Genomic DNA, 23,182 nt, shown 5'->3' on the forward strand with positions numbered 1-23,182 from the left:
ACCGGTAGAAGGTAAACTTCGCCCCCTGCGCAGGAGCAACCATGAATTATCGTCACGCCTTTCACGCCGGCAACCATGCCGATGTCTTCAAACACCTGACCTTGACCCGCCTCATCGCCCTGATGTCGCGCAAGGAGCAGCCGTTCGCCTACCTCGACACCCATGCCGGCATTGGCCTGTACGACTTGCAGGGCGACCAGGCCAACCGCACCGGTGAATACCTGGAAGGCATCGCTCGCCTGTGGGGCGCAAGCGACCTGCCGCCGCTCACCGCGGACTACATGCGCGTGCTGCACGAGATGAACCCGGACGGCCAGTTGCGCTACTACCCGGGCTCGCCGGAGCTGGCGCGACGCCTCACGCGTCCCCAGGACCGTGTGCTGCTCAACGAGAAGCACCCCGAAGATGGCGTGCTGCTCAAGGACAATATGAAGAGTGATCGCCGGGTCAAAGTGCATCTGGGCGAAGGCTGGCATGTGCCGCGTGCCTTGTTGCCGGTGCCGGAAAAACGCGCGTTGATGCTGATCGATCCGCCGTTCGAGAAGCTCGACGAAATGCAGCGTTGTGCGGCGTCCCTCAAGGAAGCCGTCAGCCGCATGCGCCAGACGGTCGCGGCGATCTGGTACCCGGTGAAGGACCAGCGCATGTTGCGCCGCTTCTACCAGGACTTGGCCGGTACCGGTGCGCCGAAGTTGCTGCGGGTGGAACTGCTGGTGCATCCACTGGACACGCCCAACACCCTGACCGGCTCGGGCCTGGCGATTGCCAACCCGCCGTGGGGCCTGGAAGAGGAGTTGCGTGAGCTGCTGCCGTGGCTGTCCAAGAAACTTGGGCAGACCCAGGGTGGGTGGCAGATGGATTGGCTTATCGCTGAGTAACTGATTCTCAAGCTAAGCGCAGGACCCAATGTGGGAGTTCCCACCACATCTTCGATGTGACGCTGTCGCGCAGCAATCTTGGCGTGGCCCTGAACCTGTGGTGAGGGAGCTTGCTCCCGTGACGGCCTGACAGCTGGCCAGGATGTTGGGTTTTTGACCGAGTACATATCCGTTATTTAGGTAACGGCCACTTAGGGTTCCGCTCTTACAGCGGGTCACTTTTGGAAGGACCGGAATGCCGGCCCAGCCAAAAGTAACCAAAAGGGCTCTTGCCCCACCACTCGGCACCTCGCTGTGGCTCGGTGTGCCCGAACGAAGGCTTGAATCCGTGGGCCGCCGCAATGGGCCATCCATGGCCCAGTGCGGCTAACCCGGCGTCCTGCCGGGTTACCCACGGATTCAAGCCTGCGTTCGGCCAGCGTGGTTTAACGGGGCGCCTGAGATCAAAAGCAAGATCACGAGCGGCTCGCTTCGCATCGTGGTTACGCTGACGGCGCTGCTGCTTTTCTGTGGGGGCGGGTCAGTTAAGTGAACGAAATGCTCAATGTAGCGAAGATCAAATGTGGGAGCGGGCTTGCTCGCGAAGGCGTCGGCCCAGCAAACAACGGGGTTGACTGACCCACCGCTTTCGCGAGCAAGCCCGCTCCCACAGGGGTACGCGCACGCTTCAACGATCAGGTCGGCTATAAGGCCGCCTCGCTGTGCTTTTGATTTTGATCTCAGGCGCCCCGTTAAACCACGCTGGCCGGAATTCGACATGGATTTGGGGGGTAAACCGGCAGGGATGCCGGTTTAGCCGCCCCGCGCCATGGATGGCGCGTGGCGGCGGCCCCCCAAATCAATGTCGGATTACGGGCACACCGAGCCTAGGCGAGGTGCCGAGTGGTGGGGCAAGAGCCCTTTTGGTTACTTTTGGGGCTCTTTTCCAAAAGTGACCCGCTGTAAGAGCGGAACCCTAAGTGGCCGTTACCTAAATAACGGATATGTACTCGGCCCAACCACCCAACCACCCGGTCACATCGTCAACGTGGCGCCGAGCAAGCCCGCTCCCACATTTTGATCTGTATCGTCCTTTAGATCGGACAGGTCACGCCCGTACCGCCGATCCCGCAGTAACCCTGCGGGTTCTTCGCCAGGTACTGCTGGTGATACGCCTCGGCAAAGTACACCGTCGGTGCTTCTTCGATTTCCGTGGTGATCTCACCCAGGCCGGCCTTGTTCAGCTCTTGCTGATAAGCCTCGGCACTGGTTTTGGCCGCCGCCAATTGTTCAGGCGTGGTGGCATAAATCACCGAGCGGTACTGGCTGCCAATATCGTTGCCCTGGCGCATGCCCTGGGTCGGGTTGTGCAATTCCCAGAACATCTTCAGCAAGTCTTCGTACTTGACCTTGGCCTGGTCATACACCACCAGTACCACTTCGCTATGGCCGGTCAGGCCTGAGCAGACTTCTTCGTAGGTCGGGTTCGGCGTGTAGCCGCCGGCGTAGCCGACCACCGTGCTGACCACGCCGTCGCGTTCCCAGAATTTACGTTCAGCGCCCCAGAAACAACCCAGGCCGAAGATCGCAAAACCGACGTCATCAATAAACGGACCCAGCAGCGGGTTGCCGTTGACGAAGTGCGTTTCCGGCAACTTCATCGGGGTTTCACGGCCAGGCAAAGCTTGTTCTTGAGTAGGCAGCACGTTTTTGTTCACCAGAATTTCCGAGCGCAAGACCATGATCAGTCCTCTCGTCAGGTTGAGTAACAGTAAATTGTCAGACAGTCAGTGTGCCCGAGTGTTACAGCGCTGTCAGGCGATTGGCCCGCGCGGGTAGCGTTTAAGCATTGTCAGCAGCTCTGCACCGGGGATCGGTCGGTCGAACAGGTAGCCCTGGCCGACATCGCAGCGGTGTCTGCGCAGGAACGCCAACTGTTCGGCTGTCTCGATGCCTTCGGCCACCACCTTGAGCTTGAGGTTGTGAGCCATGGCGATCACTGCCGAGGTGATTTCCATGTCGTCCTGGTTATCCGGGATCTCGTGGATAAAGCTGCGATCAATCTTAATGATGTCGATGGGGAATTTTTTCAAGTAGCTCAGCGACGAGTAACCGGTGCCGAAATCGTCCATGGCCAGGGTCAGGCCAAAGCTTTTCAACTGGTCCAGTTGCAGGCGCGTGTCTTCGGTGGCTTCCAGCAGCAAACCCTCGGTCAGCTCCAGCTCCAGCAGATTGGCCGGTAGCTGTTCTTCCTTGAGGATGGTGGCAATCGAGGTCACCAGGTCCGGATCGGAAAATTGCTTGGGCGACAGGTTGATCGCCACCTGCAAATTGCCCATGCCGGCGGCGCTCAACTGCCTGCTCATGCGGCACGCCTGGCGGGCGATCCATTTGCCGATCGGAATGATCAACCCGGTCTCTTCGGCCACGCTGATGAACTGGTCGGGGCGGATCATGCCCTTTTCCGGGTGGTTCCAGCGCAACAGCGCTTCCATGCCCAGCAGACGGCCGCTGCGCAGGCACAGTTTGGGCTGGTAGAACACGTCCAGCTCGTTCTGGGTCAGGGCGCGACGCAGGTTGTTTTCCACGAACAGCTTGTAGCTGGCTTCGGCATTCAACGCTTCGGTAAACACTTGCACCTGGTGTTTGCCGTTGGCCTTGGCCTTGTGCAGTGCCAGCCCTGCGTTACGCATCAGGGTCTGCGGGTCGCGGCCATGCAGCGGCGCGCAGGCCAGGCCCACGGAGCCGGTGACGCTGATCAACTGGTTGTCGACGAACATCGGCTTGTCGAGCGTGGCCAGCAACTGGCTGGCGACCTGCTGGCCGGTCTCCAGGTCGGAATCATCCAACAGCACTGCGAACTCGTTACTGGCAAAGCGTGCCAGGCTGCCGCCGCTGCTCAAGCTATTGCGCAAACGGCGGGCCAGGCTGATCAGCAACTTGTCGCCGGTCTGGTGGCCGAGGCTGTCGTTGATGCGCTTGAAGTTGTCGATGTCCACCAGCAGCAGGCTGATCGGGCTGTCGCTGTCGCGGGCAAAGCGTTCGTCGAGGTTACGGATGAACGCCGGTCGGTTGCCCAGGTTGGTCAGGTTGTCGGTGTAGGCCAGACGCTCGATGCGCTGTTGCGCCAGCTTGGTCTGGGTGATGTCTTCGTAGATGCCGATGTAGTGGGTCAACTCGCGGTTATCGCCATACACCTTGGAAATCGACAACTGGCCCCAGTAGGGCTCCAGGTTCTTGCGCCGGCTTTTGAACTCGCCTTGCCAGCTGTTGCTTTTGGCCAGGGCCGACGGTGCGTCGAACAGCAACTCACTGAGATTTTCCAGGGCCGGCAGTTGCGCCAGGCGATGGCCGTGGACTTCTTCCGCGCTGTATTGGGTAATTGCGGTGAAGCTGGGGTTGACGTACTCCACCACGCCGTCGCAATTGACCAGCAGAAAGGCGTTGGCGCTTTGTTCCACAGCACGCTGGAACAGGTGCAGGGCGCTGGTGGCGGTACGGCGGTTGTGGTTGTTGATGACTTGCGCGAACTGGTCTGCCAGCTCGCCGGCAAACGCGATTTCATCGGACTGCCAGGCACGTGAACTGCCGCTTTGTTCCAGGCACAGCACGCCGACGACCTGGCCGTCGACACGAATACTGGCGTCGAGCATCGCGTGGATATCGTTGGCGCGCAGGCTTTCGGCCATTTCCCGGGTGCGCGGGTCACGTTGGGCATGAGTGGCGTCGATGGCGCGGCTGGAGTGCAGGGCTTCCAGATAATCCGGAAAACCGCTGGCGTCGATGGCTTGGGGCAGGCGGTGCTGTTGGTCGGCGCGGTGGTACGCCGAGATAGGCACCAGATGTTGGCCTTCGAGGTGCCAGATGCTGGCGCAGTCGATCTGGTAAATGTCGCACGCGCTACGGGTGATCAGCTCAGCGGCTTCTTGCAGCGAATTGGGCGTGGTGTAGCGCTGTCGGGCCAGCAGCAGGATCAGCTCCTGCTGGGCGCGCACCCGTTCCAGGTGTTGCAACTGTTCCTGCTGCGCACGCTGGTTGAGTTCCAGGGCGATCTGCAGGCGGCTGTTCTGGTTTTCCAGGTCAGCGGTCGGGGCGGGCGCGGTGGTATCGCTGAACAGCCCGTCGACCACCATCAGGTAGCCGCGCAGCAGATGGCGGTTGTGTTGTTTGTAGGCCTCGCCCATTTCCAGCAGGCTCATCGGGCCGTCATGGGTGTGCAGGGTATAGCGCACCAGGTAATGGGGGCTGTGGGTCAGTTGCTGCTGGATTGCGTCGTGCAGCTGATAGCGGGCCTGGGGCTCCATCAGGCTGGCGTAGGGCGTGCCGATCAGCGCGCAGAGTTCCACAGCTGGCAGGCCGAACTGGCGCTCGCAATTGGGATCGAGGTACAGCAGGGCCCAGCTTGCCTCATTAAGCCGCTCGAAACGCAGCATACCGAGGCGCGAAGGCACCGGTAATTGCGTCACTACCTCGGCCGCCATACGGGCGACATCGGGTTGGCTTTTCATGGGGAAACTCGCTTGGGAAAATGCGCGTGGCGCCCGGCTCACGCCCTCTTTACTGTCGCCTGCGGCAAGGTTGCATCATGCGGCACGCACTGACAAGAGAGGATGAAGGCTAAGTGCTATAAGGCAGTTATCGGCCGTGCGGGGGATTTCTGCAATCGAAGTGACAGAAGGTGTACAAACCTGTTCTGTGCGTACACCGAGCGCACAAAAAAAGCCCCGCCAAGTGGCGGGGTTGAGGTACGAGCGTGGCGCTCGGAAATCGGTGCGGCAAGGGCCTTCCCCGTAAAGGGAAGGCTCTGCGGCTTACAGCAGGATGGTGCGGATGTCGTTCAGCAACTGGCTCAGGCGCTGGGTGAAGCGTGCAGCGGCGGCGCCGTTGATCACACGGTGATCGTAGGACAGCGACAGTGGCAGCATCAGCTTGGGCTGGAACGCTTTACCGTCCCACACAGGCTGGATGGTGGCCTTGGAAACACCCAGGATCGCCACTTCCGGCGCGTTGACGATTGGCGTGAAGCCAGTGCCGCCAATGTGCCCGAGGCTGGAGATAGTGAAGCAGGCGCCCTGCATGTCATCCGGGGTGAGCTTCTTGTCGCGGGCCTTGGCAGCCAGCGCAGCCGCTTCGCCAGCGAGTTGCAGCAGACTCTTCTGGTCGACGTTCTTGATGACCGGTACCAGCAGGCCATCCGGAGTGTCGACGGCAAAGCCGATGTTGACGTATTTCTTGCGAATGATCGCCTTGCCGCTTGGCGCCAGCGAGCTGTTGAAGTCTGGCAGTTCCTTGAGCAGGTGCGCGCAGGCCTTGAGCAGCAGTGGCAGCACGGTCAGCTTCACGCCGGCCTTCTCGGCCACGGCTTTCTGCGCAACGCGGAAAGCTTCCAGGTCGGTGATGTCGGCCTGGTCGAACTGAGTCACGTGCGGGATGTTCAGCCAGCTGGCGTGCAGGCCGGCCGCGCCGATTTGCATCAGGCGGGTCATCGGCACTTCTTCGGTTTCGCCGAAGCGGCTGAAATCCACGGTACGGATCGGCGGAATGCCCGAGCCGCCCGTCGCGCCGGCAGCCGGTGCTTCCTTGGCCTTTTGCATCATGGCTTTGACGTAAGCCTGCACGTCTTCCTTCAGTACACGACCGTGTGGGCCGCTGGCCGAGACGGCGCTCAGCTCGACGCCGAACTCGCGGGCCAACTGACGCACGGCAGGGCCGGCGTGCACCTTGGCACCGCTTGGCGCAGGTGCGGCAGCAGCAGGGGCCGGTGTGGCCTCGGCTTTTGCAGCAGGTGCCGGGGCAGCAGCGGCCGGAGCGGCTTCAGCCTTGGCAGCCGGAGCAGCCGCCGGTGCAGCGCCTTGTACTTTCAGCTTGAGGATGAAGTCACCGGTGCCGACTTCGTCTTCCAGCTTGACCGCGATGCTTTCCACTACGCCGGCAGCCGGCGAAGGGATTTCCATGGAGGCCTTGTCGGACTCCAGGGTGATCAGCGACTGATCGGCTTCGACGGTGTCGCCGACCTTGACCAGCAGCTCGATGATCTTGGCCTTGCCCGACGAGCCGATGTCCGGGACGTGAATGTCCTGGACGGTGGCGGCGGCAGGTGCAGCAGCCGGGGTCGCTGGGGCCTCGGCAGCAGGTTTTTCAGCGGCAGGCGCAGGTTCAGCAGCGGCAGCCGGAGCCGCCGCAGGGGCTGCATCAGCGGCGCCTTCGATTTCCAGTTCCAGCAGTTCGTCGCCTTCTTTCAGGCGGTCGCCCAGCTTGACCTTCAGGCTCTTGACCACGCCGGCCTTGGGAGCAGGAATTTCCATGCTCGCCTTGTCCGACTCCAGGGTCAGGATGCTCTGGTCGGCTTCGACGGTGTCGCCGACCTTCACAAACAGCTCGATTACTTCACCTTCACCGCTGCCGATGTCAGGTACGCGAATGAGTTCGCTCACAAAAAATCTCCTCAGCAGTCCAGTGGGTTGCGTTTTTCCGGGTTGATCCCGAACTTGACGATGGCGTCAGCCACCACCTTGGGTTCGATCTCACCACGGTCAGCCAAGGCTTCCAGGGCTGCCAACACCACGAAGTGACGGTCGACTTCGAAGAAGTGACGCAGCTTCTTGCGGCTGTCACTGCGGCCGAAACCATCGGTGCCCAGGACTTTGAATTCCTTGGACGGGACCCACTGGCGAATTTGTTCAGCAAACAGTTTCATGTAGTCGGTAGAGGCAATGACTGGACCCTTACGGCCGGCCAGGCACTCTTCGACGTAGCTCTTGGCTGGCTTCTGGCCAGGGTGCAGACGGTTGCTGCGCTCTACGGCCAGGCCGTCGCGACGCAGTTCGTTGAAGCTGGTCACGCTCCACACGTCGGCGCCGACGTTGAATTCGTCACGCAGGATCTTCGCCGCTTCACGCACTTCGCGCAGGATGGTGCCGGAGCCCATCAGCTGTACGTGGTGCGCCGCTTCCTTGGTGTCTTCTTCGAGCAGGTACATGCCCTTGATGATGCCTTCTTCCACACCGGCCGGCATGGCTGGCTGCTGGTAGGACTCGTTCATCACGGTGATGTAGTAGAAAACGTCCTGCTGCTCTTCGGTCATCTTCTTCATGCCGTCCTGGATGATCACCGCCAGCTCATAGCCGTAGGTTGGATCAAAGGTGCGGCAGTTCGGGATGGTGGCAGCCAGGATATGGCTGTGACCGTCTTCGTGTTGCAGGCCTTCGCCGTTCAGCGTGGTGCGCCCGGCGGTACCGCCGATCAGGAAGCCACGGGTACGGCTGTCGCCTGCTGCCCAAGCCAGGTCGCCAATACGCTGGAAGCCGAACATCGAATAGAAGATGTAGAACGGCAGCATCGGCTGGTTGTGGCTGGAGTACGAAGTACCGGCAGCGATGAAGGAGCTCATGGCGCCCGCTTCGTTGATGCCTTCTTCGAGGATCTGGCCCTTCTTGTCTTCCTTGTAGAACATCACCTGGTCTTTATCGACTGGCTCGTAGAGCTGGCCGACGGAGGAGTAGATGCCCAACTGGCGGAACATGCCTTCCATACCAAAGGTACGGGCTTCGTCCGGGATGATCGGGACGATGCGCGGGCCGATGTCCTTGTCCTTGACCAATTGCGCGAGGATGCGCACGAAGGCCATGGTGGTGGAGATTTCACGGTCGCCCGAGCCGTCAAGGATGGCCTTGAGGGTGCTCAGGTCCGGCGTCGGTACGCTGAAGCTGTTGGCGCGGCGCTGTGGCACGAAGCCACCCAGTGCGCTGCGGCGCTCGCTCAGGTAGCGGGCCTCGGCGCTGTTTGGCTCAGGCTTGAAGAACGGCAGGTTCTCCAGCTCTTCGTCCTTGACCGGAATGTCGAAGCGGTCGCGGAACAACTTCAGGCTGTCGACATCGACTTTCTTGGTGTTGTGCGCGGTGTTCTTCGCTTCGCCGGCACCGGTGCCATAACCCTTGATGGTCTTGGCCAGGATGACGGTTGGTTGTTCTTTGTGGTTGACCGCTTCGTGGTACGCCGCGTAGACCTTGTACGGGTCGTGGCCGCCACGGTTGAGCTTCCAGATTTCGTCGTCGGACAGGTCGGCAACCATCGCCTTGAGTTCAGGCGTGTTGAAGAAGTGTTCGCGAACGAACGCGCCGTCTTTGGCCTTGTAGTTCTGGTACTCGCCGTCGATGACTTCGTCCATGCGACGTTGCAGGATGCCGTCGACGTCCTTGGCCAGCAGCGGGTCCCAGAAACGGCCCCAGATGACCTTGGTCACATTCCACTGAGCACCACGGAACACGCCTTCGAGTTCCTGGATGATCTTGCCGTTGCCGCGAACCGGGCCGTCGAGGCGCTGCAGGTTGCAGTTGATGACGAAGATCAGGTTGTCGAGCTTCTCGCGGCCGGCCAGGGAAATGGCCCCCAGGGATTCCGGCTCGTCGCACTCGCCGTCACCCAGGAAGCACCAGACTTTCTGCTTGCCTTCCGGGATGAAGCCACGGGCTTCCAGGTACTTCATGAAGCGTGCCTGGTAGATCGCCTGGATCGGGCCCAGACCCATGGAAACGGTCGGGAACTGCCAGAAATCAGGCATCAGCCAAGGGTGCGGGTAGGACGACAGGCCCTGACCGTCGACTTCCTGGCGGAAGTTGTTCATTTGCTCTTCGCTGATGCGACCTTCCATGAACGCACGGGCGTAGACGCCTGGCGAGGTGTGGCCCTGGAAGTAGATCAGGTCGCCGCCGTGTTCGTCGGTCGGGGCCTGGAAGAAGTAGTTGAAGCCGATGTCATACAGGGTGGCGCTGGAAGCGAAGCTGGAAATGTGACCGCCCAGGTCCGAATCTTTCAAGTTCGTGCGCATTACCATCGCCATGGCGTTCCAACGTACCAGCGAGCGAATGCGGCGTTCCATGAACAGGTCGCCAGGCATGCGTGCTTCGTGGGTAACGGGGATGGTGTTGCGGTATGGCGTAGTGATGGCGTACGGCAGTTGCGAGCCGCTGCGGGTCGCGAGTTCGCCCATACGGGTCATCAGGTAGTGAGCACGGTCTTCGCCTTCTTTGTCGAGAACCGATTCCAGGGCGTCCAGCCATTCCTGGGTTTCGACGGGATCGAGGTCTTGCATGGCTTGCTCCAGGGCGGAAAGGCTACCAGAATCGGTTGCCTGAAGTTTGCGACTGGCCTTGTGGGCAGACGACATAAATTCTTGGATGGCCGAAGGTTGCTTCGGCGTCCTGTAGTTTTACTACAAATCGTCGGCCATTTCAGCCTTTCGAATGTATATACGAGTAGTAAAACTACACAAGACTGAGCGTATGGCTCGGTCTTGCTGGTGAGCATAATCGTTATTGTTGGTCTATTGCGAACAAGAAAAGGTGAAAGTTTGATGTTGCCTGCCAAGATTAATTTAATTTCAGCTATTTCTAACTTTTGTTCGACAGTCCTTCATCGAGCATGGCTCTTGCGTTCACAACTACACGCCAATTACACGCCGATCAAGGATAGACCATGAGCCTTCCAACGCTGGCCGAACTGCCGGCCATTCTCTTGCCTTATGCCCAGCGGGCCGAGCAGTCATTTCGTGACGCGGTGGCCGCGCTGGACGACGATCATGGCCTTTCTGCGTGGACGCCGCAACGGTGGGCCGACTTCGCCCGCGTGTGCGCTGCCAGTGATTTTGTCATTGAACAGAGTGTTCGTGACCCTTTGATGTTGCTCGAACTGGTGGCCTGGGGCGAGCTGGACCGCAGCTTTGCGCCCGGTGAGCTGTGCAGCCAGATTGCCGGCGCCGTGCAACAGGCCGAAACAGAAGATGAGTTGGGCCGCGTGCTGCGCCGCCAGCGCACGCGCCAGCAGGTGCGCATCATCTGGCGCGACCTGACGCGCCAGGCGGACCTGGTGCAAACCTGTCGCGACCTTTCCGACATGGCCGACGCCAGCATCGACCAGGCTTACCAATGGCTGTACCAGCGCCACTGCGCGCAGTTCGGCACGCCGACCGGGCGGCGCAGCGGTGAGGCGCAGCATATGGTCATCCTCGGCATGGGCAAGCTCGGTGCGGTGGAGCTGAATCTCTCGTCGGATATCGACCTGATTTTTGCCTACCCCGAAGGCGGCGAGACGGTGGGGGTAAAGCGCTCCCTGGACAATCAGGAATTCTTTATTCGTCTTGGTCAAAAATTGATCAAGGCCCTGGATCCTATGACGGTCGACGGTTTTGTCTTCCGTGTGGATATGCGCCTGCGTCCCTACGGCTCGGCCGGTGCGCTGGTGCTCAGCTTCAACGCGTTGGAGCAGTACTACCAGGATCAGGGCCGGGATTGGGAACGCTACGCCATGATCAAGGCGCGCGTAGTGGCCGGTGATCAAGTGGCCGGCGCGCAGTTGCTAGATATGCTGCGCCCGTTCGTCTACCGCCGCTACCTGGACTTTTCCGCCATCGAAGCGCTGCGCACCATGAAGCAGTTGATCCAGCAGGAAGTACGGCGCAAGGGCATGGCCGAGAACATCAAACTGGGATCAGGCGGCATTCGGGAGGTGGAGTTTATCGCCCAGGCGTTCCAGCTGATCCACGGCGGTCGCGACCTCAGCCTGCAACAACGCCCACTGCTGAACGTGCTGGGTACGCTTGAGGGGCAGGGTTACCTGCCGGCTGCGGTGATCACCGAACTGCGCAATGGCTACGAATTCCTGCGCTACACCGAGCACGCCATCCAGGCGATTGCCGACCGCCAGACCCAAATGCTGCCGCACAATCCCGAAGATCAGGCGCGTATCGCCTTCATGCTGGGCTTCAGCGACTGGGCTGCGTTCCACGAACGCCTGATGTACTGGCGTGGCCGCGTGGACTGGCACTTTCGTCAAGTGATTGCCGACCCTGATGAAGAAGAAGGCGAAGAAAGTGAATTGGTCGTCGGTGGTGAGTGGTTGCCGCTGTGGGAGGAATCCCAGGATGACGACGCCGCATGCCGTCAATTGGCCGAGGGCGGTTTCACCGATGCACCCAAAGCCCTCAAGGCCTTGGCCGGCCTGCGTGGCAGCCCGCAGTTGCGTGCCATGCAGCGGCTGGGGCGCGAGCGCCTGGATGCATTCATTCCGCGCCTGCTGGCCCAGGCGGTCGAGCACGCCAACCCGGACCTGGTGCTGGAGCGCGTGTTGCCGTTGGTGGAGGCCGTCGCCCGGCGTTCGGCCTATCTGGTGTTGCTCACCGAGAACCCGGATGCGCTGCGTCGCCTGCTGACCCTGTGCGCCGCCAGCCCGTGGATCGCCGAACAGATCACCCGTTTCCCGTTGTTGCTCGATGAGCTGCTCAACGAGGGCCGCCTGTTCAAGCCGCCGCTGGCGCCGGAGCTGGCTGCCGAGCTGCGCGAGCGCCTCACCCGCATTCCCGAGGACGACCTTGAACAGCAAATGGAGGCCCTGCGTCACTTTAAATTGGCGCACCGCCTGCGAGTCGCGGCCTCGGAAATTGCTGGCAGCCTGCCGCTGATGAAAGTCAGCGACTACCTCACCTGGCTGGCCGAAGCCATTCTTGAGCAAGTGCTGGCCCTGGCCTGGCGCCAGACTGTCGCCCGCCACGGCGCGCCGCAGCGCCTGGACGGTACCCTGTGCGATCCTGGGTTCATCATTGTCGGTTATGGGAAAGTCGGCGGCATCGAACTGGGGCATGGTTCGGATCTGGATCTGGTGTTTATCCACGATGGCGACCCCCAGGCCGAGACCGATGGCGCCAAGCCGATTGACGGCGCGCAGTTCTTCACGCGTCTGGGCCAGCGCATCATTCACCTGCTGACCACCCAGACCAACTCCGGCCAGCTGTATGAAGTGGACATGCGCCTGCGACCTTCCGGCGCATCCGGCTTGCTGGTGAGCTCCCTGGGCGCCTTCGATCGCTATCAACAAAATGAAGCCTGGACCTGGGAACATCAGGCGCTCATCCGCGCACGGGTGCTGGTGGGCAGCCAGGATGTGGGCCATGCATTCGAGCAGGTACGTGCCAACGTATTGGGGCGTGAACGGGACTTGGCGAAGCTGCGCCAGGAGGTCAGCGAGATGCGCACCAAGATGCGCGATAACCTGGGTACCAAGGCCACGGCGGCCGGCAGGGGCGCCAATGCCTTCGAGGTCACGGCGGTGTTCGACCTCAAGCAGGACGCCGGAGGTATCGTCGATATTGAATTTATGGTGCAATACGCGGCTTTGGCGTGGTCTGCGCAACATCCATCGTTGCTGCGCTACACCGACAATATTCGCATTCTGGAGGGCCTTGAGCAGGTCGGGCTGATGCCCGCCGCCGATGCCCATTTGCTGCGTGAGGTATATAAGGCCTACCGCTCCGCCGCCCACCGCCAGGCCTTGCAGAACGAGGCCGGCACGGTCGCCGGGGACCAGTTTGCCGACGAACGGCGACAGGTGATGCGAATCTGGCAAGCGCTGGGCTTAAATTGAAACTCGACTGATTGGGCGACGCCAATTTTTATATGGGATGCGGATTAATGTGGGAGCCGGGCTTGCCCGCGATGCAGGCGCCTCGGTTTATCAGTGATACCGAGGTGATGCAATCGCAGGCAAGCCAGCTCCCACATAAAGATGCTCCCTGGCGCGCCGCGATCTACAGTCATTATCGAGGCGGGGAGGCATAAGCCTCCCCGCATCGTTTGTGGAAACTACATGAATATTCTGATCGTTGGGCCCAGTTGGGTCGGTGACATGGTGATGGCACAGACACTGTTCCAGTGCCTGCGCCAGCGCTATCCAGACTGCCAGATCGACGTGCTCGCCCCTGAGTGGAGCCGGCCGATCCTGGAGCGCATGCCCGAGGTGCGCAAGGCCTTGAGCTTTCCGCTCGGCCACGGTGCCCTGGAACTGGCGACCCGCCGACGCATCGGCAAATCCATGGCCGGCCAGTACGACCAGGCGATCCTGTTGCCCAACTCGCTCAAGTCGGCGCTGGTGCCTTTTTTTGCCGGCATCCCCAAGCGCACCGGCTGGCGCGGTGAGTTTCGCTATGTGCTGCTCAATGACGTACGCACCCTGGATAAAGCCCGCTACCCGCTGATGATCGAGCGCTTCATGGCCCTGGCCTACGAGCCCGGCACGCAATTGCCCACGCCGTACCCGCGGCCCAGCTTGCAGATCGACCCGGTGACCCGCGATGCGGCGCTGGCCAAGTTCGGCCTTACCCTTGATCGGCCGGTTCTGGCCTTGTGCCCTGGCGCCGAGTTTGGCGAGTCCAAGCGCTGGCCGTCGGAGCATTACGCCAAGGTCGCCGAGACCAAGATCCGCGAAGGCTGGCAGGTGTGGCTGTTCGGTTCGAAGAACGATCATTCGGTAGGTGAAGATATTCGTCAGCGCCTGATTCCCGGCCTGCGCGAAGAGGCGGTGAACCTCAGTGGCGACACGTCCCTGGCCGAGGCTATCGACTTGTTGTCCTGCGCCGACTCGGTGGTGTCCAACGACTCCGGCCTGATGCATGTGGCGGCGGCGCTGAACCGCCCGCTGGTAGCGGTGTACGGCTCCACGTCCCCAGGCTTCACCCCGCCCTTGGCCGACAAGGTCGAAGTGGTGCGCCTGGGCCTGGATTGCAGCCCGTGTTTTGATCGCACCTGCCGCTTCGGCCACTACAACTGCCTGCGCCAATTGCTGCCGCAGCCGGTAACCGATGCCTTGCAGCGGTTGCAGGGCGATGTGGTCGAGGTTCACTGAGTTGCGGGTACTGGTAGTCAAGACCTCATCCCTGGGCGATGTGATCCATGCCTTGCCGGCGTTGACCGATGCAGCACGGGCGATTCCCGGCATTCGCTTTGATTGGGTGGTGGAAGAAGGCTTTGCCGAAATCCCGACCTGGCACCCGGCGGTGGACAAGGTGATCCCGGTGGCGATTCGCCGCTGGCGCAAAAACCTTTGGCAAACCATCAAGAGTGGCGAGTGGCGGCGTTTCAAGCAGACCGTGCAGTCGACCAAGTATGACCTGGTGATCGACGCCCAGGGCCTGCTGAAAAGCGCCTGGCTGACCCGCTATGTGCGTGCTCCAGTGGCCGGCTTTGATAAAAACTCGGCCCGTGAGCCGATCGCTGCGCGTTTTTATTCACGACGCCTGGCCGTGGCCCGCGGGCAACACGCGGTAGAGCGCTTGCGCCAACTGTTCGCCGTGGCCCTGGGCTACGACCTGCCCAAAGGCTTGGGCGACTATGGCCTGAGCGTTGAAAAACTGCTGGGCCTGCCGCCGAAAAAACCCTTTGTGTTGCTGCTGCACGGCACTACCTGGGACACCAAGCACTGGCCCGAAGCCTATTGGCGTGAGCTGGCCGAACGCATGGGGCGCCTGGGCGTGGACGTGAAATTGCCGTGGGGTAACGCCGCCGAAAAAGCTCGGGCCGAGCGCCTGGCCCAGGGCCTTCCCAACGCCGAAGTGCTGCCCAAACTCAACCTGGCGGGCGTAGCTGGCGTGTTGGCGGGCGCCCGTGCCTGTGTGGCGGTGGACACCGGCCTCGGTCACCTGGCGGCAGCGCTGGATGTGCCGACCATTTCCCTGTTCGGCCCCACCAATCCGGGCCTTACTGGCGCTTACGGCAAGGGCCAGATCCATTTGGCCAGCGACTGGCCGTGTGCGCCGTGCCTGCAAAAGCAGTGTACCTATCAACCTACCGCCGACGACCTGCGGCGGTTCGACATCAAGCGTGAGTCGCCCCTGTGCTTCACGCGCTTGAATCCTGAGCGTGTAGCAAGCCGGCTGAGCACGTTGTTACTGGCTGAGGAGCAGCACTGATGCAACTGGCTTTTGTTCTGTACAAGTACTTTCCCTTCGGTGGCTTGCAGCGCGACTTCATGCGCATCGCCCTGGAGTGCCAGCAGCGCGGCCACAAGATTCGTGTCTATACGCTGATCTGGGAAGGCGACATCCCACCCGGCTTCGAAGTACTGGTGGCGCCGGTCAAGGCGCTGGTCAATCACCGTCGCAATGAAAAGCTGTATGCCTGGATCCAGGCCGACCTGGCCAAGCGGCCGGTGGATCGCGTGGTGGGCTTCAACAAGATGCCGGGGCTGGATGTGTATTTTGCCGCCGACGGGGTGTTCGAAGACAAGGCTCAAAACCTGCGCAATCCCATGTACCGCTGGTTCGGGCGCTATCGGCACTTCGCCGAATACGAGCGCGCGGTGTTCGATAAGGACGCCAAGACCCAAATCATGGTGCTGTCCGAACATCAGCAGAAGTTGTTCACCCAGTATTACGGCACCCAGGCCGAGCGTTTCCACTTGCTGCCGCCGGGCATTGCCCGCGACCGGCGCGCTCCGCCTGACGCGGCCGAAATCCGCGCTGAGTTTCGTCGTGAGTTCGGCCTGGCCGAGGACGACCTGTTGCTGGTGCAGATCGGTTCGGGCTTCAAGACCAAGGGCGTCGACCGCAGCCTCAAGGCCGTGGCCGCCTTGCCTTCCAAGCTGAAGAAGCGCACCCGACTGTTCGTAATCGGCCAGGACGACCCCAAGGTATTCCAATTGCAGAGTGCGGCATTGGGCCTGGGCGATCAGGTGCAGTTCTTCAAGGGCCGCAGTGATATCCCGCGTTTCCTGCTGGGCGCCGACCTGCTGATTCACCCTGCGTACAACGAGGCGGCCGGTATGGTGCTGGTCGAAGCGGTGGTCGCCGGCCTCCCGGTACTGGTGAGCCGGGTGTGTGGCTACGCGTTCTACATCGACAAGGCCCAGAGCGGCCGGGTGTTGGATGAGCCGTTCGAGCAAGCCCAGCTCAACCAGTACCTGGTGGATATGCTCGACGATCCACACGCACGCGCGACCTGGAGTCGCAATGGTCTGGCCTTCGCCGAGACGGCCGACCTCTATAGCATGCCGCAGTACGCTGCGGACCTGATTCTGGCGGAGCCAAACCGATGAAGTTGATTCTAGCCGAACCCTTCAAGACCCTCTGGGCCGGACGCGATGCGTTCGCCGAGGTCGAGAAGCTGCAAGGCCAGGTGTTCCGCGAGCTGGCCGCTCGCCGTACGTTGCGTACGGTGGTCGAAGGCCAGCCTTACTTTGTGAAGATTCACCGTGGCATTGGCTGGGGCGAAATCCTCAAGAACCTGGTCACGGCCAAGTTGCCGGTACTGGGCGCAGGCCTGGAGTGGCTGGCGATCCAGCGCCTGCAAGCGCTGGGCGTGCCGACCATGACCGCCGTGGCCTTTGGCGAAAAAGGCAGCAACCCGGCCGACCAGCATTCGTTCATCATTACCCAGGAACTGACGCCGATTATCAGCCTGGAAGACTTGACCCTCGATTGGGTCAAGCAACCGCCCGTGCCGGCCATCAAACACGCCTTGACCCGTGAGCTGGCGCGCACCGTCGGCGCGATGCACCGCGGTGGCGTGAACCATCGCGACTGCTACCTCTGCCATTTCCTGTTGCACACGGACCAGCCCATTACCGTCGACAATCTGAAATTGTCGGTGATCGACCTGCACCGTGCGCAGGTGCGTCCGACGATTCCACTGCGCTGGCGTAACAAGGACCTGGCCGGCCTGTATTACTCCGCATTGGAGATCGGCCTGACCCAGCGCGACAAGCTGCGCTTTCTCAAGGCGTACTTCCAGCAGCCGTTGCGCCAGATCCTGGCGGAGCAAGCTGCGCTGCTGTCTGAGCTTGAGCGCATGGCCGCCAAGCTTTACGCGCGCAAGCAACGATACGGGGATGCGCTCTGATGGCGGGTTGGAACCTGGAACCTGCCTATGCCGCCCTGGCGGATGACTTTGGAAGCCTGGAGGCGGTATTTGCCTTGCAAGGCGAGCGATTGACCCGCGACCCGCTGTCGGAAGTGATCCGGGTCGAGCGCGGCGGGGTCAATTATTACGTCAAGCGCTACGTGGGCGCCGGCAAAGGCTTGCGCCGTTACCTGGGCAGGCCGCGGGTGAAATCCGAATGGCAGAACCTCAAGCGTTTCGCCAAGTGGGGCATCCCGACGGCTGATGTCGTCGCCTGGGGCCTGGACCGCAAGGGCCTGGCTTATAACCGGGGCGCGATGATTACCCGCGAGCTGCCCAAGACGGAAGACTTGTCAGTGCTGGCCGAGCGCAATGACGAACGCCTGAAAGACCCCCGGTGGGTCGATGGCATCAGCCGCCAGCTCGCCGAATACACGCGCACCATGCATGAGCACTGCTTCACTCATAACGACTTGAAGTGGCGCAACCTGCTGGTGGACGACCAACGAACCCTGTACCTGATCGATTGCCCCAACGGTGATTTCTGGCGTGGTTTCTGGCTCAAGTACCGCATCACCAAGGACTTGGCTTGCCTGGACAAGGTCGCCAAATATCACCTGTCGGCCACCCAGCGCCTGCGTTTCTACCTGCAATACCGCCAGCGCACGCACTTGTCGGCGTCGGACAAACGGCGAATTCGTCACGTGGTGAAGTTTTTTGAGGGACGCGAATGAGTGACTTCCTGGCGGCCGAAGACCGAGCCTTGCTTGAGCGCAACGGTCTGGCGACGTTTGACGCCCTGTGGGCCAAGCAACTGGACGCAGTGGACGAGCCCAATACCAGTCACGGCGGCTGGAGCAGTGTGTATCGCCTGGAGCTTGAAGGGCAGGGCTATTACCTCAAGCGCCAGAGCAACTACCTGACGCGCACCTTGCACCGGCCGTTTGGCGAGCCGAGTTTTGCGCGCGAGTTCCGTAATATCAGCCTGTATCGAAAGCTCGGAATCCCTGCTCTGCAGGCGGCGTTCTTCGGTGAGCGCAAGGTTGAGGGCGAGCGCCGGGCAATGCTGCTTACCCGTGCTCTGGATGGTTGGAACGACCTGGATTCGTTGCTGGAGCAGTGGCCGCAATTGAGCGTCGCCCAGCACAGTGCGATCCTGTCGGCGTGCGGCAAGCTGGCGCGTCATCTGCACAGCGTCGGGCAGGTGCATGGCTGTTTTTACCCCAAGCATATTTTCCTGCAGGCCACCGCTGAGGGTTATGCCGCGCAGCTGATCGACCTGGAAAAAACCCGTCCGTTGCTGTTTGGCTGGCGTGACCGGGTCAAGGACCTGGAACCGCTGCTGCGTCGCGCGCCCCAATGGTCGGACGCGCAGGTGCGCCAACTGCTGGCGGCGTATCTTGAGCAGCCCGAGGACAGCGACCTGGTCTCCACTTGGCACCAGCGCCTGACCGCACGCCGCAGCCACAAGGAGAACCGCTGATGCGTTTATCCGAGCTGAAAAATGCCGGCCGTAGCCCCAGCCTGCCGTTGACCATCGATCTGGCGGATGCGGCAGGCCCGGGGCAGTTGCAACTGCTGAGCCTGCTGCGGGTGTTGCCCGGGCAGCGCTACGTGGGCGCGGCAGTGTGGCGTGGTCGCCCGGTATTGGCCAAATTGTTGGTTGGCAGCAAGGCGGCGCGGCATTTTCAGCGTGAACTCAAGGGTGTGCGTTTGTTGGCTGAGCAAGGCCTGACCACACCGTTGTTGTTGGCCGATGGCTTGCAGGACGGCCAGGGCGGCTGGCTGCTGTTTGAGTTTATCGAGGGCGCCCAAAGCCTGGCCGATGCGTGGCACGCCGTCGAACATCTGCCGCCGTTGGCGGACGAACAAACCGCCGTGCTCGCCGAAGCATTGGGCGCGATTGCGCAAATGCATGCCAAAGGCCTGTGGCAGGAAGACCTGCACCTGGACAACCTGCTGCGCCAGGACGGCAAGCTGTACTTGATCGATGGCGCAGGCATTTGTGTCGAGGAGGCGGGTAAGCCGTTGTCGCGCAATCGCGTGCTGGAAAACCTCGGCGTGTTTTTCGCCCAGCTGCCGAAAAACCTTGAGCCGTTTACCGAAGAATTATTGGTGTACTACCTGCTGGGTAATGGTGAGCACGCCTTGCCGCTGCAAGCCCTGGAAAAGCAGGTGCGCAAAGTCAGCGCCTGGCGCTTGAAGGACTTTCTGGACAAGACTGGCCGCGAATGCACGCTGTTCAGCGTGGTGCGTGGCGCCTTTGGCTTGCGTGCGATTCGTCGCGAAGAAGAAACGGCCATGTTACCGGTGCTGGAACAGGCAGACGCCTTGCTTGACCAGGGCCACCTGTACAAGACCGGCGGCGCGGCCAGTGTGGCCAAGGTCGAAGTGGCTGGTCGGCCGTTGGTGATCAAGCGCTACAACATCAAAGGCTTTGCCCACTGGCTCAAGCGCTTCTGGCGCCCGAGCCGAGCCTGGCATTCCTGGCGCGAGGGTAACCGCCTGGCGTTTCTCGGCTTTGCTACGCCCAAGCCACTGGCGGTGCTGGAGAAGCGCTTTTTATGGCTGCGCAGCCGTGCGTATCTGGTCACCGAGTTTCTGCCGGGGCCGGACATCATCGAGCGCTTTGCGCCGTATGTTGAAAACGGCGATGCGCCTGAGAGCGAGCTGCTCGCACTGGAGCAGTTGTTTACCCAGTTGATTGGCGAGCGCATCAGTCATGGCGATTTCAAAGGCCATAACCTGTTCTGGAATGACGGGCGTTGGGCGATGATTGATCTGGATGCCATGTGTCAGCACGGCTCTGTTGCCAGTTTTGCGCCGGCATACGCTAAAGACCGGGCGCGGTTTATGCGCAATTGGCCGCAGGGCAGTGCGTTGTATCAGTTGATCGATCAGCGGTTGCCTAAGACCATCGTGGTTTAAGCGGGCGCCTGATATCCAAATGTGGAAGGGGGCAAGCCCCCTCCCACATCAGAATTGATATTCGGCCCCAGCGCCTGCATACCACGAGCGCCCCGGTGCTGCTTCGTAGTAGCGCCCGTTGCCGTCACCCACAATCACCGACCCCACATATTGACGATCCAGCAGGTTATCCAGGCGCAAGGTCTGGTGAAAGGTCCAGTGCTCCACCTTCTGCTCAAACCGTGCCCGCCAGTTGAAGACGCTGTAGCCCGGTGCAGCGTGTTGGCTATTGGTGTCTTCGACATAGACTTTGCTGCGGTACATACCTTCGATGGCCGTGCTGACCCAGTCCCGTGGCTTCCAGTTCAGTTCGGCGAACAGGGTGGTTTGGGGGACGCCGGGGAGGTAGTTGCCCTTGTCGATGGTGTTGGCGCCGCTGGCGAAGTCGCTGTCGTAGGTGGCTTGGAGGCGGGTATAGGCGAGGCTGGTGCTCCAGTGCTCGTTCAGTTGGCTTTCAACACCCAGTTCGAAGCCGCGACGTAGTGTGCGACCGGCGTTCTGGTAGCTGGTACGGCCACCGATGGATTGCTGCACCACCAGTTCGTCCTCGGTAGTGATTTGAAAAACGGCGGCGTTGATCCGCGTGTTGTTCAGTTGCGCCTTCACACCTATTTCATACTGAGTGCTTTCAGACGGCTTCAAGCCGAAGTTGAAGCCCTCGACGTTGCCCGGGGCATAGGCCAGCTCGGCCTGGGTCGGGGTTTCAAAGCCCTTGCCTGCACTGATATAGCCGTGCAGGTCGGGCGTGAATGCATACATCACGCTCATCGAAGGCGTGTTTTTCTGGTAGGTCTTGTTACCACTGGCATCGCCATTGCTCAGGAATTGATCATCGACGTCCATCTGCATGGTGCTGTGCCGGACACCGGCTTGCAGGGTCCAGCGGTCGAGGGCCCAGTTGGCCTGGATATACGGATCGAGGCTACGAGCCGTGTCGATTTCGTCGCGGCGTAGTTGGCCTTTCACGCCGAGGGTGTTGCCGCTGTAGTTCTGATAACCGTGGCGGCTGTCTTCGCTTTGGTCGAAGTCCAGGCCAGTGATGATCATCAAGTCGCCGGGCGCACTGTCGATGGGCTGCATCCAGCGCACGCTGCCACCGTAGAACTTGCGGTCGAATTGCACCACGCCGCCGCCACGTTCGTTGGCGGGTGTGCCTTTTGGGATCGACAGGTACTGAATCACACTGCGGCGCCCGGTATACGCATTGACCTGCAACGTCGCATTGCCGATGTAGCGCTCGTAGTTCATTCCCAATTGCTGGTGATCGATGCTTTTACGCGTGTTATAGGTCAGCGCGTTGGCGCTTACCGAACGCGGATCGGCCTTGTACGCTGTCCAGGTCTGCCCCAGCGGATCCTGCGTACCGTTCTGCTCCAGGCTGCTGTAGATCAATGCCAGCTTGCTGTCGTCATCCGGCTGGAAGTTGAGCTTGGCGAAGGTCTGGTCGCGCCGGGCGCTGCTGTGGTCGCGGTAGCCGTTGGTGTCCATGCGTGAGGCATCGAGCACGAACCCGGCACCATTGGCCGCGCCTTCCGCGCTAAGGTGGTTCTTGTTCAGCCCGTCGCTGCCCACCAGCGTTTCTGCGCCGATGCGCGGTGGGCCTTCGCCGTCGCGGGAGAACATTTGGATCACACCGCCGGCGTTACTGCCATACAGAGTCGCCGCCGGGCCGCGCAGCACTTCGATGCGCTCGGCAGTGTCGAGGTTGAACGTTGCGGCCTGGCCCTGGCCGTCGGGGGTGCTGGCGGGGATGCCATCGGCGATCAGCTTGATGCCGCGTACGCCAAACGCCGAACGGGCGCCGAAGCCGCGGGACGAGATCTGCAAGTCCTGTGCATAGTTCTGGCGGTTCTGCACCACCAGGCCGGGCACGCGGGACAGGGCTTCGGAGGCGTTGATGCCCAGTTGGCCGTTGCTGATTTGTTCACGATTAATGCCGTCTACCGAATACGGCAGGTCGAACGTCGGGCTGGCGCTGCGCGAGCCGGTGACCACGCTGGGATCCAGGATCAGGGGCGCATTGTCGGCTTGGGCGGTGTTGCACAGGCCCAGCAGTAAGGCAAGGCAGGTTGGAGCAAAAGGAGTCATGAAAAGGCCGAGTGGGTAGCGCACGCAAGTAAGGGGTGTAAGTGCAAATGTGACAAGTTTAACGACTCGTCCTCTGATTTGCCGAACTCCTTACCGCCTGGCGCATTGGGACGCTTCCTACGCTTAGCGTCGACTGCGCAAGCCTGAAGTCTTGGTTTTGTGGTGCTAGGTTTTCGATCTTTATCAAACGAAAAGAAGAATCAACTATGTGGACTCCTATCCTGCGCCTGCTGATGTTGCTGGGAATGTCGTTGATCGTTGCAGGCTGCGGCACGGCGACCACCGTGCTGCGTGGCGATGACGTTACTGTTCGTGACCTCAAGGGCAAGAAAACCTACTGTCAGTCCGTTTCGCGAATCTACAGTGGCGTAGCTTATGACCTCTGCGTCTTGCATGGGCCTCCCAACTCTGCGGGTGGGCTGTCGTTGAACGGGATTCCATGGGTCATTCTGGATGCGCCGGTTTCCGCGGTGCTGGACACGCTCGTCTTGCCCTACACCATCTACCGCCAAAGCGCCGACGGTAGCATCGAGCTGCGCTAACAGCTTCCTACTGCTTTTAAGCTATAATCCCGCCCTTTAGCTGTTTCCCGCCCGGGCGGGAAGCACA

At 61.2% G+C, this 23,182-nt stretch carries 15 protein-coding genes; 10 read left to right on the forward strand and 5 right to left on the reverse strand.

Annotated features, from left to right (window positions below; translation table 11 throughout):
- Positions 1–41: 41 nt before the first annotated feature.
- Positions 42–878 (forward strand): 23S rRNA (adenine(2030)-N(6))-methyltransferase RlmJ, encoded by an 837-nt coding sequence (locus FW800_RS03085; protein ID WP_446436943.1) that lies wholly within the window; start codon positions 42–44, stop codon positions 876–878.
- Between the two features lie 1,073 nt (positions 879–1,951).
- Here the strand turns inward: FW800_RS03085 and msrA are convergent.
- The 4 genes from msrA to aceE all read right to left on the reverse strand — a co-directional run bounded on the left by msrA (position 1,952) and on the right by aceE (position 9,948).
- Positions 1,952–2,599 (reverse strand): peptide-methionine (S)-S-oxide reductase MsrA, encoded by a 648-nt coding sequence (gene msrA, locus FW800_RS03090; RefSeq protein ID WP_446436944.1) that lies wholly within the window; start codon positions 2,597–2,599, stop codon positions 1,952–1,954.
- Positions 2,600–2,671: 72 nt separating this feature from the next.
- A complete protein-coding gene (locus tag FW800_RS03095; protein WP_032878268.1) occupies positions 2,672–5,365 on the reverse strand; it encodes a putative bifunctional diguanylate cyclase/phosphodiesterase in 2,694 nt (897 codons plus the stop codon).
- Between the two features lie 303 nt (positions 5,366–5,668).
- Positions 5,669–7,291, reverse strand: coding sequence for a dihydrolipoyllysine-residue acetyltransferase (gene aceF, locus FW800_RS03100; protein WP_446436945.1), 1,623 nt, complete (start codon positions 7,289–7,291; stop codon positions 5,669–5,671).
- Positions 7,292–7,302: 11 nt separating this feature from the next.
- The gene (aceE, locus tag FW800_RS03105) at positions 7,303–9,948 is read right to left on the reverse strand and encodes a pyruvate dehydrogenase (acetyl-transferring), homodimeric type (RefSeq protein WP_003187985.1); all 2,646 of its coding nucleotides are present in this window, start codon (positions 9,946–9,948) and stop codon (positions 7,303–7,305) included.
- A 383-nt stretch (positions 9,949–10,331) separates the two neighbouring features.
- Here aceE and glnE point away from each other — a divergent pair, with 383 nt between their 5' ends.
- The 8 genes from glnE (at position 10,332) to FW800_RS03145 (ending at position 20,446) form a co-directional block, all read left to right on the forward strand.
- Positions 10,332–13,271, forward strand: a complete 2,940-nt coding sequence (gene glnE, locus FW800_RS03110) for a bifunctional [glutamate--ammonia ligase]-adenylyl-L-tyrosine phosphorylase/[glutamate--ammonia-ligase] adenylyltransferase (protein ID WP_446436946.1) — start codon at positions 10,332–10,334, stop codon at positions 13,269–13,271.
- 222 nt (positions 13,272–13,493) lie between these two features.
- Positions 13,494–14,528 (forward strand): lipopolysaccharide heptosyltransferase II, encoded by a 1,035-nt coding sequence (waaF, locus tag FW800_RS03115; protein WP_032878265.1) that lies wholly within the window; start codon positions 13,494–13,496, stop codon positions 14,526–14,528.
- A 1-nt stretch (position 14,529) separates the two neighbouring features.
- The gene (waaC, locus tag FW800_RS03120) at positions 14,530–15,591 is read left to right on the forward strand and encodes a lipopolysaccharide heptosyltransferase I (RefSeq protein WP_078820124.1); all 1,062 of its coding nucleotides are present in this window, start codon (positions 14,530–14,532) and stop codon (positions 15,589–15,591) included.
- On the forward strand, positions 15,591–16,715 hold the full coding sequence (locus tag FW800_RS03125; protein ID WP_005784135.1) for a glycosyltransferase family 4 protein: 1,125 nt from the start codon (positions 15,591–15,593) through the stop codon (positions 16,713–16,715). Before waaC ends, FW800_RS03125 begins: the two co-directional genes overlap by 1 nt.
- Entirely contained in the window at positions 16,712–17,518 is an 807-nt protein-coding gene (gene rfaP, locus FW800_RS03130; protein ID WP_005784137.1) for a lipopolysaccharide core heptose(I) kinase RfaP, read from the forward strand. Before FW800_RS03125 ends, rfaP begins: the two co-directional genes overlap by 4 nt.
- Entirely contained in the window at positions 17,518–18,252 is a 735-nt protein-coding gene (locus FW800_RS03135; protein WP_446436947.1) for a lipopolysaccharide kinase InaA family protein, read from the forward strand. The genes rfaP and FW800_RS03135 overlap by 1 nt, the downstream gene beginning before the upstream one ends.
- Positions 18,249–19,001, forward strand: coding sequence for a lipopolysaccharide kinase InaA family protein (locus FW800_RS03140; RefSeq protein ID WP_446436948.1), 753 nt, complete (start codon positions 18,249–18,251; stop codon positions 18,999–19,001). Before FW800_RS03135 ends, FW800_RS03140 begins: the two co-directional genes overlap by 4 nt.
- Entirely contained in the window at positions 19,001–20,446 is a 1,446-nt protein-coding gene (locus FW800_RS03145) for a lipopolysaccharide kinase InaA family protein (protein WP_446436949.1), read from the forward strand. Before FW800_RS03140 ends, FW800_RS03145 begins: the two co-directional genes overlap by 1 nt.
- 48 nt (positions 20,447–20,494) lie before the next feature.
- Here the strand turns inward: FW800_RS03145 and FW800_RS03150 are convergent, their stop codons facing one another.
- Positions 20,495–22,573 carry a TonB-dependent receptor family protein gene (locus FW800_RS03150; RefSeq protein ID WP_446436950.1) on the reverse strand — a complete coding sequence of 693 codons (2,079 nt, stop codon included), beginning with the start codon at positions 22,571–22,573 and terminating at the stop codon, positions 20,495–20,497.
- A gap of 206 nt (positions 22,574–22,779) precedes the next feature.
- Here FW800_RS03150 and FW800_RS03155 point away from each other — a divergent pair, with 206 nt between their 5' ends.
- Entirely contained in the window at positions 22,780–23,115 is a 336-nt protein-coding gene (locus FW800_RS03155) for a YceK/YidQ family lipoprotein (protein ID WP_032878260.1), read from the forward strand.
- Positions 23,116–23,182 lie beyond the last annotated feature (67 nt).

This window comes from Pseudomonas sp. 910_23, from assembly GCF_052850795.1.